At 71.6% G+C, this 16,033-nt stretch carries 18 protein-coding genes; 14 read left to right on the forward strand and 4 right to left on the reverse strand.

What is annotated here, in order from left to right:
- The 9 genes from HNR61_RS03585 to HNR61_RS03625 all read left to right on the forward strand — a co-directional run bounded on the left by HNR61_RS03585 (window position 1) and on the right by HNR61_RS03625 (window position 9,165).
- Window positions 1-780, forward strand: coding sequence for an ABC transporter ATP-binding protein (locus HNR61_RS03585; protein WP_312897753.1), 780 nt, complete (start codon window positions 1-3; stop codon window positions 778-780).
- Entirely contained in the window at window positions 777-1,502 is a 726-nt protein-coding gene (locus HNR61_RS03590) for an ABC transporter permease (protein ID WP_312897754.1), read from the forward strand. Before HNR61_RS03585 ends, HNR61_RS03590 begins: the two co-directional genes overlap by 4 nt.
- Window positions 1,499-2,191 carry an ABC transporter permease gene (locus tag HNR61_RS03595; RefSeq protein ID WP_182841627.1) on the forward strand — a complete coding sequence of 231 codons (693 nt, stop codon included), beginning with the start codon at window positions 1,499-1,501 and terminating at the stop codon, window positions 2,189-2,191. The genes HNR61_RS03590 and HNR61_RS03595 overlap by 4 nt, the downstream gene beginning before the upstream one ends.
- 32 nt (window positions 2,192-2,223) lie before the next feature.
- Complete coding sequence (locus HNR61_RS03600; protein WP_182841628.1) at window positions 2,224-3,144, forward strand: ABC transporter substrate-binding protein; 921 nt, start codon at window positions 2,224-2,226, stop codon at window positions 3,142-3,144.
- Between the two features lie 104 nt (window positions 3,145-3,248).
- A complete protein-coding gene (locus HNR61_RS03605) occupies window positions 3,249-3,725 on the forward strand; it encodes a hypothetical protein (RefSeq protein WP_182841629.1) in 477 nt (158 codons plus the stop codon).
- Between the two features lie 237 nt (window positions 3,726-3,962).
- The gene (locus tag HNR61_RS03610; protein ID WP_182841630.1) at window positions 3,963-5,333 is read left to right on the forward strand and encodes an alpha/beta fold hydrolase; all 1,371 of its coding nucleotides are present in this window, start codon (window positions 3,963-3,965) and stop codon (window positions 5,331-5,333) included.
- Between the two features lie 472 nt (window positions 5,334-5,805).
- Window positions 5,806-6,894, forward strand: coding sequence for a HesA/MoeB/ThiF family protein (locus tag HNR61_RS03615; RefSeq protein ID WP_182841631.1), 1,089 nt, complete (start codon window positions 5,806-5,808; stop codon window positions 6,892-6,894).
- Complete coding sequence (locus HNR61_RS03620) at window positions 6,891-8,126, forward strand: hypothetical protein (protein WP_182841632.1); 1,236 nt, start codon at window positions 6,891-6,893, stop codon at window positions 8,124-8,126. Before HNR61_RS03615 ends, HNR61_RS03620 begins: the two co-directional genes overlap by 4 nt.
- Before the next feature lie 385 nt (window positions 8,127-8,511).
- Window positions 8,512-9,165, forward strand: a complete 654-nt coding sequence (locus HNR61_RS03625) for a class I SAM-dependent DNA methyltransferase (protein ID WP_182841633.1) — start codon at window positions 8,512-8,514, stop codon at window positions 9,163-9,165.
- 352 nt (window positions 9,166-9,517) lie between these two features.
- Here HNR61_RS03625 and HNR61_RS03630 read toward each other — a convergent pair whose 3' ends face one another.
- Window positions 9,518-9,946 carry an ATP-binding protein gene (locus HNR61_RS03630; protein ID WP_182841634.1) on the reverse strand — a complete coding sequence of 143 codons (429 nt, stop codon included), beginning with the start codon at window positions 9,944-9,946 and terminating at the stop codon, window positions 9,518-9,520.
- A gap of 159 nt (window positions 9,947-10,105) precedes the next feature.
- On the opposite strand from HNR61_RS03630, the gene HNR61_RS03635 reads away from it, so the two are divergent.
- From HNR61_RS03635 to HNR61_RS03645, 3 genes are all read left to right on the forward strand, one after another.
- Window positions 10,106-10,888: a helix-turn-helix domain-containing protein gene (locus HNR61_RS03635; protein WP_182841635.1), complete on the forward strand. Its 783-nt coding sequence runs from the start codon at window positions 10,106-10,108 to the stop codon at window positions 10,886-10,888.
- Window positions 10,879-11,073: a DUF397 domain-containing protein gene (locus HNR61_RS03640; RefSeq protein WP_182841636.1), complete on the forward strand. Its 195-nt coding sequence runs from the start codon at window positions 10,879-10,881 to the stop codon at window positions 11,071-11,073. Before HNR61_RS03635 ends, HNR61_RS03640 begins: the two co-directional genes overlap by 10 nt.
- A 226-nt stretch (window positions 11,074-11,299) precedes the next feature.
- Complete coding sequence (locus tag HNR61_RS03645; RefSeq protein WP_182841637.1) at window positions 11,300-11,626, forward strand: hypothetical protein; 327 nt, start codon at window positions 11,300-11,302, stop codon at window positions 11,624-11,626.
- 56 nt (window positions 11,627-11,682) lie between these two features.
- Here the strand turns inward: HNR61_RS03645 and bla are convergent, their stop codons facing one another.
- On the reverse strand, window positions 11,683-12,633 hold the full coding sequence (bla, locus tag HNR61_RS03650) for a class A beta-lactamase (RefSeq protein WP_182841638.1): 951 nt from the start codon (window positions 12,631-12,633) through the stop codon (window positions 11,683-11,685).
- Window positions 12,634-12,765: 132 nt separating this feature from the next.
- On the opposite strand from bla, the gene HNR61_RS03655 reads away from it, so the two are divergent.
- Window positions 12,766-13,116 carry a hypothetical protein gene (locus HNR61_RS03655; RefSeq protein WP_182841639.1) on the forward strand — a complete coding sequence of 117 codons (351 nt, stop codon included), beginning with the start codon at window positions 12,766-12,768 and terminating at the stop codon, window positions 13,114-13,116.
- 3 nt (window positions 13,117-13,119) lie between these two features.
- On the opposite strand, the gene HNR61_RS03660 is transcribed toward HNR61_RS03655, so the two are convergent.
- Together HNR61_RS03660 and HNR61_RS03665 are read right to left on the reverse strand one after the other, a co-directional pair.
- A complete protein-coding gene (locus HNR61_RS03660; RefSeq protein ID WP_182841640.1) occupies window positions 13,120-13,566 on the reverse strand; it encodes a PH domain-containing protein in 447 nt (148 codons plus the stop codon).
- A gap of 18 nt (window positions 13,567-13,584) precedes the next feature.
- Entirely contained in the window at window positions 13,585-14,376 is a 792-nt protein-coding gene (locus HNR61_RS03665) for an IclR family transcriptional regulator (protein WP_182841641.1), read from the reverse strand.
- A 92-nt stretch (window positions 14,377-14,468) separates the two neighbouring features.
- Here HNR61_RS03665 and hutH point away from each other — a divergent pair, with 92 nt between their 5' ends.
- Complete coding sequence (hutH, locus tag HNR61_RS03670; RefSeq protein WP_182842273.1) at window positions 14,469-16,013, forward strand: histidine ammonia-lyase; 1,545 nt, start codon at window positions 14,469-14,471, stop codon at window positions 16,011-16,013.
- Window positions 16,014-16,033: the final 20 nt, after the last annotated feature.

A 16,033-nucleotide genomic window follows, 5' to 3' on the forward strand; every position in this document is an offset into this window, starting at 1 on the left:
GTGACGAAGCGCTACCCGGACGGCACCGTCGCCGTCGACCATCTCGACCTGGAGATCGCGGCGGGCCGCATCACCGTGCTGGTGGGCCCGTCGGGCTGCGGCAAGACGACCACGCTGCGCATGATCAACCGGATGGTGGAGGCCACCGAGGGCACCATCACCGTGGACGGCCGGAACGTCGCCGACATCGACCCGCCCACGCTGCGCCGGGGGATCGGCTACGTCATCCAGCAGGCCGGGCTGTTCCCCCACCGCACGATCGTCGACAACATCGCGACCGTGCCGGACCTGCTCGGCCAGGACAAGAAGCGGTCCCGCCGCACCGCCCGCGAGCTGATGGCCCGCGTCGGCCTCGACCCCGCGCTCGCCACCCGCTACCCGGCCCAGCTTTCGGGCGGCCAGCAGCAGCGCGTCGGCGTCGCCCGCGCGCTGGCCGCCGACCCGCCGATCCTGCTGATGGACGAGCCGTTCAGCGCCGTCGACCCGATCGTGCGCGCCAGCCTCCAGGACGAGTTCCTGCGCCTCCAGGACGAGCTGGAGAAGACCATCGTGTTCGTCACCCACGACATCGACGAGGCCGTCAAGCTCGGCCACCGCATCGCGGTGTTCCAGGTCGGCGGCACGCTCGCCCAGTACTCCACGCCCGACGAGCTGCTCGCCGCGCCCGCGAACGACTTCGTCCGCGACTTCCTCGGCGGTGACAAGGGCATCCGCCGCCTGCGGTTCACCCAGGAGCTCGACGCCGAGCCCGGCGCCGGAGCCGAGGCGGCCGACCGGTGATCCCCCTGGTGACCGAGGGCGAACCGCTGGTCCGCTGGGACTGGATCGGCCGCAACCTCGGCGAGATCGGCTCCCTGCTGGCCGACCACGTGCTGATGTCGGTCGTCCCGATCCTGGTGGGCCTGGCCGCCGCGCTGCCGATCGGGCTGGCCTGCGCGCGCTGGCGCCGGATCTACCCGCCGGTGCTCGGCGTCACCAACGCCCTGTACGCGCTGCCCGCGATCGCGGTGTTCATCATGCTGATCCCGTTCACCGGGATCGGCAGCCGCACCACCGTCATGATCCCGCTGGCGCTCTACACGCTGTCGGTGCTGGTCCCGTCGGTGGTGGACGGCCTGGCGGCGGTGCCCGACCACGTCCGCCAGTCGGCCGTCGCGATCGGCTTCGGCCCGGTCCGGCGGCTGGTGCGGGTGGAGCTGCCGATCGCCGTCCCCGTCGTCATGGCGGGGCTGCGGGTCGCGACCGTGTCGAACATCAGCCTGGTCAGCGTGGGCGCGCTGATCGGCGTCGGCGGGCTCGGCGACCTGTTCACCGACGGCTTCAACCGCGACTTCCCGACCCCCATCGTCGTCGGCATCGTGCTGACCATCGCGCTGGCCCTGGTCGCCGACGGTCTGCTGCTGGCGGTCCAGCGGCTGCTGACGCCGTGGGCGCGCGCCGGGGCCCGCGGCGCGCGGTCGTCCCGCGCGCGGCTCGCGAGCCCGGAGAGGACGGCCCCGTGAACGCGATCCTGGAGGCCCTGCGCTGGTTCGGCGAGCCCGCCCAGTGGAGCGGTCCCGACGGCATCCCCCACCGGATCGGCGAGCACCTGCTGTACTCCGGGCTGGCGTTCCTGATCACCGTGCTGGTCGCCCTGCCGCTGGGGCTGCTGCTCGGCCACGTCCGGCGGGGCCGGGCCGCCTCGGTCCTGGGCTTCGCCGTGGTCGCCGCCGCCAACGGCGCCCGCGCCCTGCCCACCCTGGGCCTGGTCATCCTCGCGGTCATCCTCACCGCCAGCGAGCTGGTCCCGATCCTGCTGCCGCTGATCGTGCTGGCGATCCCGCCGGTGCTGGTCAACGCCTACACCGGTGTCCAGCAGGTCGAGCCGTGGCTGCGGGACGCCGCCGAGGGCATGGGCATGACCGGCCGCCAGGTGCTGTGGCGGGTCGAGTTCCCGGTGGCGCTGCCGCTGGTGCTGCTCGGCCTGCGCACCGCCGCCGTCCAGATCGTCTCGACCGCCGCCATCGCCGCGTTCGTCGGCCTCGGCGGCCTCGGCCGCTACATCATCGACGGCCTGGCCCGGCAGGAGTACGACACCACGGCGGGCGGCGCGATCCTGGTGATCGCGCTGGCGTTCGCCGTGCAGGCGGCGTTCGCGCTGCTGTACCGGCTGGCGGTCTCACCCGGACTGCGCCGCTCGACGGCGTCCTGACCTCACCATCCTCAGCGGGAAAGGAAACAACGATGATCCGCAAGATTCGGGGCGCCGCCGTGCTGCTGGCCGGGGCGCTGGCGCTGGCGGCCTGCGGCGGGGGCGACGGGGGAGACCCGCTCAAGAAGGGCACCGAGGGCGGCGGCGGTGGCGGCGCGGCCCTGGTGATCGGCACCGCGAACTTCCCCGAGAGCGCCGCCCTCGGCGAGGTCTACGCCCAGGCGCTGGCGGCCAAGGGCGTCAAGGCCGAGACCAAGATGGCGGGCACCCGCGAGGCGTTCTACAAGGCGATCTCCGGCGGCCAGCTCGCGATCGTGCCCGAGTACAACGGCAACCTGCTGCTGCACGTCGACCCGAAGGCCGCGCAGACCGCCACCGACCAGGTGAACACCGCGCTCAAGACCAAGCTCCCGGCCGAGCTGGAGATCCTGGACTCGGCCAAGGCCGAGGACAAGGACGCGGTCGTCGTCACCAAGGCCACCGCCGACAAGCACAAGCTGAAGACCATCGCCGACCTCAAGCCGGTCGCCAAGGACCTGGTGTTCGGCGGCCCGCCGGAGTTCAAGACCCGCGTCTCGGGCCTGGTCGGCATCAAGGACAAGTACGGCGTCGAGTTCAAGGAGTTCAAGGCGCTGGACGTCGCGGGCCCGATCACCGTGGCGCGGCTGAAGCAGGACCAGGTCCAGGCGGCCAACCTGTTCACCACGGACGCGGCGATCACCCGCAACGGCTTCGTGGCGCTGGAGGACCCCCAGTCGGTCTTCCCCGCCCAGAACGTCACGCCGCTGGTCTACAAGTCCAAGGTGGACGCCAAGGCCAGGGAGGTCCTGAACGCCGTCTCCGCCAAGCTCACCACCCAGGACCTGCTGGACATGAACACCAAGATGTCGGTCGACAAGGCCGACCCCAAGCAGGTCGCCGAGGAGTGGCTGAAGAAGTCGGGCCTGGCCTGACCTCCGCGTGCGAAGGCCCCCGCCGCGGGGGCCTTCGCACGTCGTGCGCGTTGGGGTAACGTGCGTCACGTAGAGCACATGCGACATGACGAGGAACGGTGCGCATGACCCCCCGCGAGAGCACGTTCCGGCGTCGGGTCCTGGTCGCGGTGGCGGTGCTGGCCCTGACCGGGTGCGGGCCGACCGACACCTCCCCACCGGACGCCTCGGCGCGGAAGAAGACCCCGAGCGCGCCCACCCTGCCGAAAGCGGCGGACGGCACCGACCTCAAGGCGTGCGCCGACGGCCGGTGCGAGGTCCAGGTCGACGCGCCGGCGGACCTTCCGGTGCCCCGCAAGCTCCAGGTCGCCTCCGTGCGGGTGCAGTCGGTCGGTCCCGACACCGTCACCCTCGTCGGGCGTCCCCTGGGGAGCCGCACGGGCGGGTTCTGCACCGGCGTGAAGTGCAGCTCCTCCAGCGCGGGAGGGAAGTTCACCCTCACCCTGGGCCCCGCCAGCACCGGCAGCCAGAACGACCTGAAGGTCACGGTCGTGGCCGTCAACGGCGGATCCGCCGTCCTGCGGCTCGCCCCCGCCTCCTGACCCCGGTCACCCCGCCCCGAGCACGCGCGTCAGCAGCGGCCCGAACTCACCGGCCCGGGGCGCCGGGCCGGACGCCCGACCCGCCCCCGCCAGGGCGGACGCGTCCCTCGAACCGCTCGTCACGCCGCTGGACCGGTCCGCGACGAACGGCCGTTCGGCCGATGCCGCTCCTCCTTCCGGCCGATGGGCGCCCCGCCCCGCCGCGACAAGATCGTCGACAGGACGGAAGGAGGAGACATGCGCGTCCTGCTGACACTGCTCCTGGCCGGGACGACGGGTACGGCGCCCGTCCAGGCCACCCCCCTCCCCTGGCAGCCCTGCGGGGAACACGGCGCCGAGTGCGCCACCCTCCAGGTGCCGATGGACTGGAGCCGGCCGGACCGCGGCCGGATCACCCTGGCGTTGAGCCGCCTGAAGGCCGCCGACCCGACCCGCCGCGTCGGCGTCCTGTTCTTCAACCCCGGAGGGCCGGGCGGTCCCGCACGGCCCATGCTGCGGGACTACGCGACGACGGCGTTCCCGGCCGCCCTGCGGGAACGCTTCGACATCGTGGGGGTGGACCCGCGCGGCGTCGGTGAGAGCACTCCCGCGATCACCTGCGAGGAACCGACCCGGGGCCCCGACCAGTTCCCCGGGACCCGGGAGGGGTACCAGCGGCTGGCCGACTACAACCGGCGGGTGGGAGAGGGCTGCGCCCGCGCCACCGGCCCCCTGATCGACCACGTGGACACGCCCAGCGCGGCCCGCGACTTCGACGCCGTCCGCAAGGCGCTCGGCGAGCGCAGGGTGAGCTGGCTGGGCCTGTCCTACGGGACCCTGCTGGCGACGACCTACGCGCGCATGTACCCGGAACGCGTGCGGGCCGCCGTCCTCGACGGCCCGCTGGACCACACCGTGGGCTCCCGCCGCATGGCCCTCGACGAGGCGCGCGAGACCGAGGAGGCGTTCACCCGGTTCGCCGACTGGTGCCGCACCGACACCACGTGCGCCATGCACGGCAAGGACGTGGGGACCGCCTACCGCGAGCTCCTCGCCAGGGCCCGCCGCCACCCGGTCCCGGCCCAGGGCCACCCGGCCGGCGTCACCGCGCCGCAGATCGGCCACAACGCCTACAACATGCTGTCCTTCCCCGCCACCGGCTGGGCCCAGCTGGCCAGAGGCATCCGCGACGCCACGGCGACGCCGCCCAACGCGGCCGAGTTCGCCACGGAGGTCTCCAGCGACGCCGCCTACCGCACCATCGCCTGCCACGACTTCCCGAGCGACGTCCGCGGCCACCGCGACCTGGCATCCCGCCAGCGCGAGATCCGCAAGGCCGCCCCCACCACGGGCGGCTACGTCGAAGGCTGGGACATCCAGGCCGGCTGCCTGGGCTGGCCGATCCGCCCGGCCAACCCCTGGGGCCCGACCCCGGTCCGCGGCGCGCCGTCCGTCCTCATCGTGGGCAGCACGACGGACCCGGCGACCCCCGAGGTCTGGGGCAGGGGTCTGGCCCGCCAGATCAAGGGCTCCAAGCTCCTCATCTGGAAGGGCGTGGGCCACACGGCCTACTTCAACGACTCGCCCACCCGGTCCCGGGAGGTCGCCCACCTCGTCAACGCCAGGTGAGGTCCCGGCCCCCGCGCCCACCGGCGCGGGGGCCGACCGGACGGTCGACGGCCGCGCGGCACCGGCGCGAACGGGGACGGCGCGGGAACCGGAAGCGACCGACGGAACGACGGCGCGCCGATCATGAAAATGGAGCACCGTCGTCACCATCAGTGGATTCGATCCCTACGAACGCGCCAGATTCCCGCAATACATGACTTTCTTTACAGGGGATATGTCCACGGTCTGATCTTGAACCTACGATCACGGTCACAGCGCGCACAGAGCGCGTGTTCCTCGATCCGCCGGGAGGTCCCATGCAGAAGGTGGAGCAGGCGAAGCAGGCCAAGCAGGCCAAGACGATCAAGCTGGAGATCAAGCGGCTGGAGAAGGTCGAGACGACCGCTCTCCGCGACAACGGCTGATTCTCCCCGAGTGGCCGGCCAGGTCTCGACCTGGCCGGCCTTTCCCTGCCGACGACCGGAAGGCTCGCATGCGGCTTCCCCGAATCAAACGCGTCCACCAGCCCCTGGCCCTGCCCGGCGACCGCATCCTGATCGGCCTGATGCAGCAGGGCGTCGCGGCCGAGATCCAGGACGGCGAGGACGGCGCGATCGCCCGGCTCATCACCCTCATGGACGGCGGCCGCACGATCGACCAGGTGTGCGCCGCCTTCGCCGAGACGCATCCCCACGTCGACGAGGACAGCGCCCGCGCGGTGATCCAGGAACTGATCGCGGGTGGATTCGTCGAGGACGCGGACGCGCCCCTGCCCGGGAACCTGGACGAACGGGAGGCCGCCCGCTACGAACCGGCCCGCAACTTCTTCACGTGGATCGACACGACACCGCGCGGCTCGCCGTACGAGATCCAATCCAAGATCAAGGACGCAAGGGTCGGCCTGCTCGGCCTCGGCGGCACCGGATCGGCGGTGGCGGCCGGACTGGTGGCCAGCGGCGTCGGGGCGTTGCACGTCGCCGACTTCGACGTGGTGGAGGAGTCCAACCTCACCCGCCAGCTCCTCTACACCGAGCAGGACATCGGCCTGCCCAAGGTCGACCGCGCCGTGGAACGGCTCCGCGCCATGAACGGCATGGTGGAGGTCACCGGCGACACCCTCAAGGCGAGCGGGCCCGAGGAGATCGCCGCGCTGATGGAAGGCCGCGACGTGTTCGTCCTGTGCGCCGACGAGCCGCACCCCGACATCATGTTCTGGACGAACGACGCGGCGCTGCGGACCGGGACCCCCTGGTTCGTCAGCTTCTACACCGGGCCGATGGCCGTGGTGGGCGGACTGGTGCCGCGCGAGACGGGATGCTGGGCCTGCCTGCGCCGCCAGGAGGACCGGCACGAGTTCAAGGCCCACGGCCGCGCCCTCACCGAGGAGCGCCCCAACGCGGTGACCGCGGCCAGCGCCAACATCAGCGGGCACCTGTGCGCGCTGGAGGTGCTCTACCACCTCGCGGGCCTGCCGGCCCAGGCACGCGGCCGGATCTTCCACTGGAACTACGCGGTGTGGGGCCACTCGTACTTCGTCGACATCCCGCACGACCACGACTGCCCCACCTGCGGAACGCCGTGACCACCGTCGAGTTCCACCCGCTGGTGCTCCGCCCGGACGACGACGACCCCGACGCGGTCGTCGTCGGACGGCTGAGCATCGGGGAGTTCGTGGAACTCCCCGCGGTGTACGGGGACGCCATCACCCTGATGCGCCAGGGCCTGACGGTCGAGGCGGCCGAGGAACGCATCGCCGCCGACCACCAGGCCGAGGTCGACCTCGCCGAACTCGTGGAAGCCCTCACCGACCTGGGGTTCGTGCGAGCCGTCGACGGAGACCCGCTCCCGGACCCGGCCGAGCGGGCACCGCGCAGCCACTTCGCCCGCCTCAGCCGGCGGCACGTGGCATGGCTGTTCGGATTCCCGGCGAAACTCGTCTGGCTGGCGGCCGTCGGCGCGGCGCTGGTCACGCTCCTCCTGCGGCCCTCTCTGCTGCCGGACTACTCCGACTTCTTCTGGAGCGACTACGTCGGCCTCACCGTCCTGGTCAACACGGTGATGATGTCGATGTCGATCAGCGTGCACGAACTGATGCACCTGATGGCGGCGCGCTCGCTGGGCGCACCGGGACGCATCGGCTTCGGCACCCGCCTGCACAACCTGGTCGTGCAGACCGACGTCACCGGGGTGTGGGGGGTGCCGCGCCGGGCGCGGTACCGCGTCTACCTCGCCGGGCTCGCCTGGGACGCCTTCCTGATGGCGACGCTGGTCCTGCTGGTCGCCCACGCCGGCCTGCCGGGCGCGGCGAAGGCCGTTCTCCAGGCGCTGGTCGTCACCGTCGTGATGACGATCCCGTTCCAGCTCCAGGTCTACATGCGCACCGACCTCTACTTCGTGTTGCGCGAACTGCTGCGCACCCGCAACCTGTTCGACGACGGCCTGGCCTACGCCAGGTACCTGCGCGCCGGGTTCGTCGCCATGGTGCGCCGGCGCCCGCGGACCGTGCCGGACCCGACGACCGGACTGTCCCGCCACGAACGCCTGGCGACCCGCATCTACTCGGTGCTCCTGGTGCTCGGCGCCACCGTCACCCTCACCGCGTTCGCGCTCTTCGGCGCCCCCATCGTGATCGTCGCCTTCGCCCGCGCGATCGAGGGCGTCGCCGAAGGACTCACCGGCGGATCCCCGCTACGGGCCCTGGACTCGGCGCTGCTGATCCTCATCGAGGGCGGCATCCAGGCCCTCTTCGTGGTCACCTTCGTACGCACCCACCCCCACTGGTTCCGTCGCCGTCGGACGCTCCGGCCCGAGTAGCGGACACCGCTCGACGTCGACGGGAACGGCCCGGCCGCCTGCCATGGTGCAGATGCGCGCCGAGCGGCGAAAAGTCCTCTCAGAGCCGGTGGTCGACTGGTGCTGCGGCCAACGCCACGCCGACGGCGAACGACGACCGTCGGATGTGCGCGGTCCAGGCAGGCGCGTGCGTGGGGAGTCGCGATGACGGTCCCAGCGTGCGTGAGACGAGGACCATCCCCGCGTATGCGGGGATGGTCCCTCTCTCCGGGACATGCGGGGGACCGGTGTTCGATGCTCCCTGCGCATCGCGGGGATGGGGCTCGGGCTGGGTCGTGTGGGCCTTGGTTCGGTGGGCTCGTGATGTGGTCGCGGATGCGGTGGGGGCGGGCTAGGGTCGTTCACCATGATCGAGTCCTCCCCTCTGGACACCACCCGGGCGGCCTACGACTCCGTCGCCAACCTTTACGCCGAGTTGTTCCGTGACTCGGTCGAAGGGCATTCGCTGGACCGCGCCCTGGTCACCGCGTTCGCTGAATACGTACGGGCTGCGGACGTCGGGCCGGTGGCCGATCTTGGGTGCGGTCCTGGCGGCGTCACGGCGCGCCTGGCCTCTCTTGGCGTGACCGCCTTCGGTGTCGACGCGTCACCGGCGATGATCGAGCTGGCCCGCCAGGAGTACCCGCATCTGCGGTTCGACGAGGGTTCGATGCTCGCGCTGGACATCGCGGACGGCACCCTGGGTGGCGTTCTGGCCTGGTACTCCATCATCCACACGCCCCCGCAGGACCTGCCGGTGCTCTTCGAGGAGTTCGCGCGGGTGCTGGCGCCGGGCGGGCACCTGCTGGTGGGGTTCTTCGCCACCGACGACGACGCGCAGCCTTCGGTCGAGCCGTTCGATCACAAGGTCTCCCTCGCCTACCGGCTCCCCATCGACCATGTGGTGGACCTGGCGGCCGAGGCCGGGTTCACGGAGATCGGCCGGATGCGCCGCGAGCCGGGCGAGGGCGAGAGATTTCGGCACGGCCGTCTCCTCGCTCGTAAGCCGGTCGAGCCGTAGGCCCGGTCCCGGGAGACGTTGAAGCGGGTCCATGAGTCGCCGGTGCCGCTTCGTCGCCCGGTTATCGCCCGTTTGAGCCCGGACCTTCGCCGCCGACGACGGCGGCACCGTCGAATACGGCAGCGCGCCGGTCGTACGCGGGGATGGCTTGCTGCGGGTGCCTGCGGGGCTTATGGGGTGTTGTGTTGCTTGAGTGCGTCGGGGTCGGCGACCAGGTGCTCGATGAGTTTTTCGGCTGTGGAGGCGCTGAGCAGCGTGGGACCGGTTGCTCGCCATACGCCTCGGTCACACACCCAGATGTCCCAGTCGGGGAACGTCTCCCGCAGGGACGCCAGCAGCGTGGTGGGCGGGCTCATTTCGGTGTCTCGTTCAGTACCGCGAAGACGGCCTTGCCTCCGGACGCCAGGTGGCAGAAGCCCCACGCGGCGGTGAGTTCGGAGACGATGGCCAGCCCTCGGCCGGAGAACGAGTCCGGCGTGAGCGGCTTGACGTGCGGCTCGGCGTCGCTGCCGTCCCGTACCTCGGTCACCGGCCCGGCCTTCGAGGGGTACAGGTGAACGGAGATCGCCTCACCGGGCGCGCTGCCGTGCTTGTAGGCGTTGGTGACCAGCTCGGTGACCACCAGCAGGGCGATTTCGCGTACCCCGTTTGTATAGCCCTTGGCGTCGAACCATCCTCGGGCGAAGTCCCGTGCGGCTTTGATCGCTTCCGGCGTGGAGGTGATCACCAGCGTGGACGGGTCCGTGGTCGCGGGTGGGAGGCCCGGTGATCTCGGGGGCATGGCGCCTGCCTCTGCGTTGTGACTCGCGGTGCATTTCTCGTTACGCCCCACGGTCTCTCGGTTCGTGCGTACGGTGTAGCTGAGACGCAGCATGCGAAGGTTCAGCTCAGCTGAGTGCAGAAGTGGCCTCAGCGTTCCTCACGTGGCGGGGAGGGGAGTATGGGCGCGAAGAAGCCGATGCCTGCCCTGGTGCGTTTCGGCGGCGTGGTGAATCACCATCGTGAGCAGAGTGGTCTTTCACGGGCGCAGTTGGCGGCGATGGTCCCGCTTGCGCCGGGCTATGTGGGGCAGATCATTCGAGGTTTGAGCAAGTGCTCTCGGGAGACCGCCGTCAAGCTGGACGCCGTTCTGGATGCCGAGGGTGACGTCGTCCGCGCGTGGGACAAATGGGTGATGAAAACCGATTCTCCGAGGTCGTTCGCCGATTTCTCGGAGTCGGAGGCGACGGCTGCTCTGCTGCGCGCGGTGGACGTTCTCCATGTCTACGGCCTGTTTCAGGCAGAGGCATACGCGCGTGCGCTGCTGCCGCGTGAAGAGGACCTGCGTCAGAGGCTCCGGCGGCAGGATGTCCTCGAACGTTCGTCGCCTCCCACGGTCCTGGCGATCCTGGACGAGGGTGTCCTCTACCGGGAGGTCGGTTCGGCCGCCATCATGCGTGAGCAGCTTGAACGCCTTGTCGAGCTGTCCCGGCATCCGAGCGTTCATATCCAGGTGGCACCGTTCGCGTACTATCGGGGAGTGAGCGGGACCTTCTCGATAGCCACACAATCCGACACGTCTTCCGTCGCGTTCCTCGACAATGCCGCGTACGGAGACACCGTGCACGATAACCAGGTGATATCGAGCCTGATGGACACCTTCGGCAGGATGCAGGCGCGGGCGTTGAACGTCGAAGAGTCCCGCGCGTTCATCAGAAAGGTGATCGAGCAGCGATGGACTTGAGCGCCGTCAGGTGGCGTAAATCTTCCTACAGCGGGGACAACGCCGCTCAATGTGTTGAGGTCGCTGGACTCTTCGATGCCCTGGGGTTTCGGGACAGCAAGGATCCGGAGGGGCCCAAGCTTTTCATTGGGCGTGTGGAGGCTCGGGGGTTGGCTGAGCGCATTAAGGGGCTTGGGGCCGGGTAGGGGGCGTCGGCTTAAATCGATGGGCTCTGTGGGGTGGGCGGCGCTAGGGTCGCGTCATGCACTGAGGGAACGAGTTCCGACGCCGTCTGGTGTCGTTGAGCATGCCGTCGCCGGGGGACGACCTGCCCGGCGGATCCTTCCCGAACGGCCCGGCCGCCCCTCTCTTCGCCTGCGTGGACGCATCCCGCGGCGCGGTCGCCGGGTCTCTGAGCGAGTGGAGGCTGACATGGCCATAGCGCGTAAGGGAACGCGGCGGATCGACGTGGACGGGACCGCGTACCTCTGGAAGGTGCGGCGTCGTCCCACCTACAGCCAGGGCATCGGGGAGAGCCCGCTGACCTTCGTGGTGGAACGGGCCGAGGAGCCCGGGGCGCTGCTGGTGGTCTCGCTGCCTTGCGCCCATCCCCGCAACCGGGTCGGGCTGCCTTCGGCGACGGTGCTGCCGGGCACGGTCGCCGAGGCCGTGCGGGTCGCGCTCGGGCGCGGTTGGTGTCCCGGGCGGCCGGGGCCCGCGTTCAGGGTGACCCTGGAGAACGCCGTCACAGCGGCCTGACGGCCCGGCCGGAACGCGGCGAACGGGGTGCCGCGTTCCGGCCGGGCGCGGCCTGCTCAGAGCTTGCCGAGGGCCTTGGCCAGGGCGGTCGCGGTGGACTGGATCACCTTGGCGTCGTGCGGGGTGTCGTCGGTGGTGCGGTTGGTGAAGATCGCCAGGATGATCGGCGCCTTCGCTCCGGGCGGCCAGGCGATCGCCATGTCGTTGGCGGTGCCGTGGTTGCGCGCGCCGCCGGTGCCGCTCTTGTTGCCGACCGTCCACTCCTTGGGCAGGCCCGCCCGGATGCGGTCGGCGCCGGCGAGGCTGGCCTTCAGCCAGCCGAGCAGCCGTTCCCGGTCGTGGGGGTGCAGGACCTTGCCGGTGGTGAGCTTGGTGAACGTCCGCGCGGCCGCCGCGGGGGTGGTGGTGTCGCGCTCCTCGCCGGGCTGCCACTCGGTCAGGTAGGGCTCCGGGCGGTCCAGGCGGCTCGTGCGGTCGCCGGTGGCGCGGAAGAACGCGGTCAGCCCGCGCGGCCCGCCGATCTGCTTCAGCAGCGTGTTGCCCGCGAACCCGTCGGACTTGGTGATCCCGGCGCGGCACAGCTGCGCGGGGGTCATGCCGGTGTCGGTGTACTCCTTCGTCTCGGGGGAGTTCTCGGTCAGCCCGGCCATGTCGGCGGGCTTCCAGCGGATGACCTTGTCCATCAGGCCGGGACGGTCGGTGCGCGCCTTCTCCATCACGGCGGAGCACGCGAACACCTTGAACATCGAGTTGAACGGGAAGCGCTCGTCGGCCCGGTGGCCGACGGTCCTGCCGGTCGCCAGGTCGATGCCCACCGCGCCGATGCGCCCGTTGTAGGACTGCTCCAGCTCCTGGAGGGCCTTGGTCAGGTCGGTGCCGCTGGTCGCGGCGACGGGGGAGGCGCCCGTCCCGCCCGGGGCGGCGCCCGCCGCGTAGGCGACGCCTCCGAGCAGCGCGGAGGTGGTCAGGGCCGCGACGCCCAGTCGCAGCCGGAGGTGCTGTGTCATGCGCCTCAGAAGATCAGAAACGGCGGGCGGGCGTCCAATACCCATATGGATCACTCGTTGATATGCGTCCGGATATACGGCCTCGTGTCAGGGGTGATCTCCGTTGTTCCGGACGGCGCTAAATTGATCAACATGCCGCTCGTCGATGTCACCTACGCTCCGCGTGTCCCCGAACCCCAGCTCCGGCGGCTCGCGTCGGTGCTGCCGCATCTGGTGTCGGTGGCCGTGGAGTGTCCCGAGGAGCCCTACGACGGCGACCTGCGGCCCGGTGACGTGGAGATCCGGTTCCGGCCGCTGGGGCCGTTGGACCGGAGCGGGCTGGACGTGGTGATCGAGGTGCGGTCCAAGTGGTTCGAGAGCCGGGCCGCCGACCGGCAGGAACGCGTCGACCGGCTGCACGAGGACATCAGCGAGGCGACCGGCCTGCGCGACTTCGGGATCTACCTCTCGCTCCCGGTGGCCGCCTGGGCGCAGGACGACTGACGGTCACGGGGTCGGCTGGGGCTCCCCGGCGGTGTGCTCGGCCACCTTCGCCTTGAGCCGGGCGACCTTCTCGTCGAACGCGCGGTCCCGCTGGAGCGGGCCGCGGCCGTCCTGCGGCGCGGGGAGGCCGCGCACGGTGCCGTCGGTGAGGTGGAGGCGTACCCTGCGCTGGCGGGTGGCGTCGCTCAGCTCCAGGCCCGACACCCGCGACCACCCGATCGGCTCGGCGCGCAGGAACCCCTGGATCCTCAGCCCCTCCGCGGTCACCGCGATCCCGCGCCGCCGGTCCAGGAAGTACATCGTGACGAACGCGGTCACCAGCGCCACATCGCTGATCACCAACACCGGGCCCCTGTCGCCCGTCGCGAAGTCGTACGCGCCCCAGAGCACGAACAGGGCGGCGAACACCAGCCATTCCGCCGCACGGCCGGGCGTCACACGCAGGACCACGGATACTCCTTCGGTAGGTCACGGCATTGTGCCAGTGCTCCGGTCCGGGGAGCGGGGCGCGTGGCCGCCCAGGCGGGTGGTCAGGTCCGCGGCGGTGGAGCGGATCTGGGCCGCCAGGACGGGCCAGGTGTCCTCCGGGCGGGTCTCGCGCCGGAACGTCACGGTGATCGCCGCCGTCGGGTGGCCCGTGTGGTCGAACGAGCACGCCGCGATGCTGGCGAAGCCCTCGGTGATGTGGCCGTCCTCGACCGCCCAGCCGCGGCGGGCGTCCTCGGCCAGGATCCGGCGCAGGTCGCGCAGGGTGCGCGGGCCCTGGCCGGTGCGTTCCACGAACGGGCCCGGGAACAGCGCCCTCACCTGCGCCGGCGGGAGCTGGGCCAGCATCGAGCGGCCGCTGGCGGTGAGCTGGGCGGGCATGCGGACGCCCACGTCGGTGATCAGGGTGGCGTGCCGGCGGGGCTGCTCCTTCAGCAGGTAGAGGGTCTCGGCGCCGTGCAGCACCCCGAGCTGGGTGATCTCGCCGGTGCGGTCCACCAGGCGGCGCAGCAGCGGGCGGGCCAGGCGTTCCAGCGGGCCGTGGCGCAGGTAGGCCGAGCCGATCTCGAACGCCGCCACGCCCAGCCCCCAGCGGCGCTCCTCGGGCAGGTACGACACGAAGCCGTCCTCGGCCATCGCCGCCAGCAGGTGGTAGGCCGAGGAGCGGGGCAGGCCGAGCTCGCGGGCGATCGTCGAGGCGGGCAGCGGGCCCGCCGAGGCCGCCAGCAGGCGGAGGACCGCGAGGGTGCGGCGGGCGGCCGGTACCTGGCTCATGTCCTCATTGTCTCGTATCCGAGACACATCGAGGCGGCGGGCCCTCGCCGGGGGCAGCTCGGGGCGGTGCAATGGTGGGTATGAGTTTCGGCATGGGGGACAAGAACATCCTGGTCGGACCGGAACCGCTGACCTTTGACCAGGTCGTGGCGGTCGCCCGGGACGAGGCCCGGGTCACGCTGACCGACGAGGCGCTGGCGGCCATGGCGGCGTCGCGGGCGCACATCGACGAGATGGCGGGACGGTCCACCCCGGTCTACGGGGTGTCGACCGGCTTCGGGGCGCTGGCCACCCGGCACATCGCGCCCGAGCTGCGCGCCAAGCTCCAGCTCAACATCGTGCGCTCGCACGCGGCCGGATCCGGCCCCGAGGTCGAGCGCGAGGTCGTCCGCGCCCTGATGCTGCTGCGGCTCGGCACCCTGGCGACCGGGCGGACGGGCGTGCAGCCCACCACCGCGCGGGCGCTGGCCGCCCTGCTCAACGCCGGGATCACCCCGATCGTCCACGAGCACGGCAGCCTCGGCTGCTCGGGCGACCTGGCCCCGCTGGCGCACGTCGCGCTGGCGCTGATCGGCGAGGGCAAGGTCCGGGACGCCAAGGGCGAGCTGCGCGACACCGCCGAGGCGCTGGCGGAGGCCGGGCTCGCCCCCGTCGCCCTGGCCGAGAAGGAGGGGCTGGCCCTCCTCAACGGCACCGACGGCATGCTCGGCATGCTGGTGCTGGCCATCCGGGACCTGCGGGAGCTGTTCAAGGCCGCCGACCTCGCCGCCGCCATGACCGTCGAGGCGCTGCTCGGGACCGACCGGGTCTTCGCCGCCGACCTCCAGGAGCTGCGGCCGCACCCCGGCCAGGCCGCCTCCGCCGCCAACCTGCGGGCCCTGCTCGCCGACTCGTCGATCATGGAGTCGCACCGGGGCCCCGACTGCACCCGCGTGCAGGACGCCTACTCGCTGCGGTGCGCCCCGCAGGTGAACGGCGCCGCCCGCGACACCCTGGCCCACGCCGAGCTGGTGGCCGGGCGCGAGCTGGCCTCGGCCGTCGACAACCCCGTGGTGCTGCCGGACGGGCGCGTGGAGTCCAACGGCAACTTCCACGGCGCCCCCGTCGCCTACGTGCTGGACTTCCTCGCGATCCCGGTCGCCGACGTCGCGTCCATGAGCGAGCGCCGCACCGACCGGATGCTCGACAAGGCCCGCTCGTTCGGGCTGCCGCCGTTCCTGGCCGACGACCCGGGCGTGGACTCCGGCCACATGATCGCCCAGTACACGCAGGCCGCGATCGTGTCGGAGCTCAAGCGGCTGGCCGCCCCCGCCTCCGCCGACTCCATCCCGTCCTCGGCGATGCAGGAGGACCACGTCTCCATGGGCTGGAACGCGGCGCGCAAGCTCCGCGACGCCGTCAACGGCCTGGCCCAGGTCGTCGCCGTCGAGATCCTCACCGCCGCGCGCGCCCTGGACCTGCGCGCGCCGCTGCGGCCCGGCCCCGCCACCGGCGCGGTCGTCGCCCGGCTGCGCGAACGCGTCCCGGGCCCCGGCCCCGACCGCTACCTGGCGCCGGAGATCGCCGCCGCGGCCGAACTGGTCCGCGACGGGTCCCTGGTCGCCGCCGCCGAAGCGGTCACCGGACCGCTCTCCTGATCCCACTCGACCCCGAGGAG

Source organism: Actinomadura kijaniata, assembly GCF_014138665.1.
GTDB lineage: Bacteria > Actinomycetota > Actinomycetes > Streptosporangiales > Streptosporangiaceae > Spirillospora > Spirillospora kijaniata.

What these genes read in the sequence shown, in the direction of transcription:
- HNR61_RS03600 (WP_182841628.1), top strand. Translation starts at nt 2,224, where the DNA reads ATGATCCGCAAGATTCGGGGCGCCGCCGTGCTGCTGGCCGGGGCGCTG.
- HNR61_RS03605 (WP_182841629.1), top strand. Translation starts at nt 3,249, where the DNA reads ATGACCCCCCGCGAGAGCACGTTCCGGCGTCGGGTCCTGGTCGCGGTG.
- HNR61_RS03610 (WP_182841630.1), top strand. Translation starts at nt 3,963, where the DNA reads ATGCGCGTCCTGCTGACACTGCTCCTGGCCGGGACGACGGGTACGGCG.
- HNR61_RS03615 (WP_182841631.1), top strand. Translation starts at nt 5,806, where the DNA reads ATGCGGCTTCCCCGAATCAAACGCGTCCACCAGCCCCTGGCCCTGCCC.
- HNR61_RS03625 (WP_182841633.1), top strand. Translation starts at nt 8,512, where the DNA reads ATGATCGAGTCCTCCCCTCTGGACACCACCCGGGCGGCCTACGACTCC.
- HNR61_RS03630 (WP_182841634.1), bottom strand. Translation starts at nt 9,946, where the DNA reads ATGCCCCCGAGATCACCGGGCCTCCCACCCGCGACCACGGACCCGTCC.
- HNR61_RS03635 (WP_182841635.1), top strand. Translation starts at nt 10,106, where the DNA reads ATGGGCGCGAAGAAGCCGATGCCTGCCCTGGTGCGTTTCGGCGGCGTG.
- HNR61_RS03640 (WP_182841636.1), top strand. Translation starts at nt 10,879, where the DNA reads ATGGACTTGAGCGCCGTCAGGTGGCGTAAATCTTCCTACAGCGGGGAC.
- HNR61_RS03645 (WP_182841637.1), top strand. Translation starts at nt 11,300, where the DNA reads ATGGCCATAGCGCGTAAGGGAACGCGGCGGATCGACGTGGACGGGACC.
- bla (WP_182841638.1), bottom strand. Translation starts at nt 12,633, where the DNA reads ATGACACAGCACCTCCGGCTGCGACTGGGCGTCGCGGCCCTGACCACC.
- HNR61_RS03655 (WP_182841639.1), top strand. Translation starts at nt 12,766, where the DNA reads ATGCCGCTCGTCGATGTCACCTACGCTCCGCGTGTCCCCGAACCCCAG.
- HNR61_RS03665 (WP_182841641.1), bottom strand. Translation starts at nt 14,376, where the DNA reads ATGAGCCAGGTACCGGCCGCCCGCCGCACCCTCGCGGTCCTCCGCCTG.
- hutH (WP_182842273.1), top strand. Translation starts at nt 14,469, where the DNA reads ATGGGGGACAAGAACATCCTGGTCGGACCGGAACCGCTGACCTTTGAC.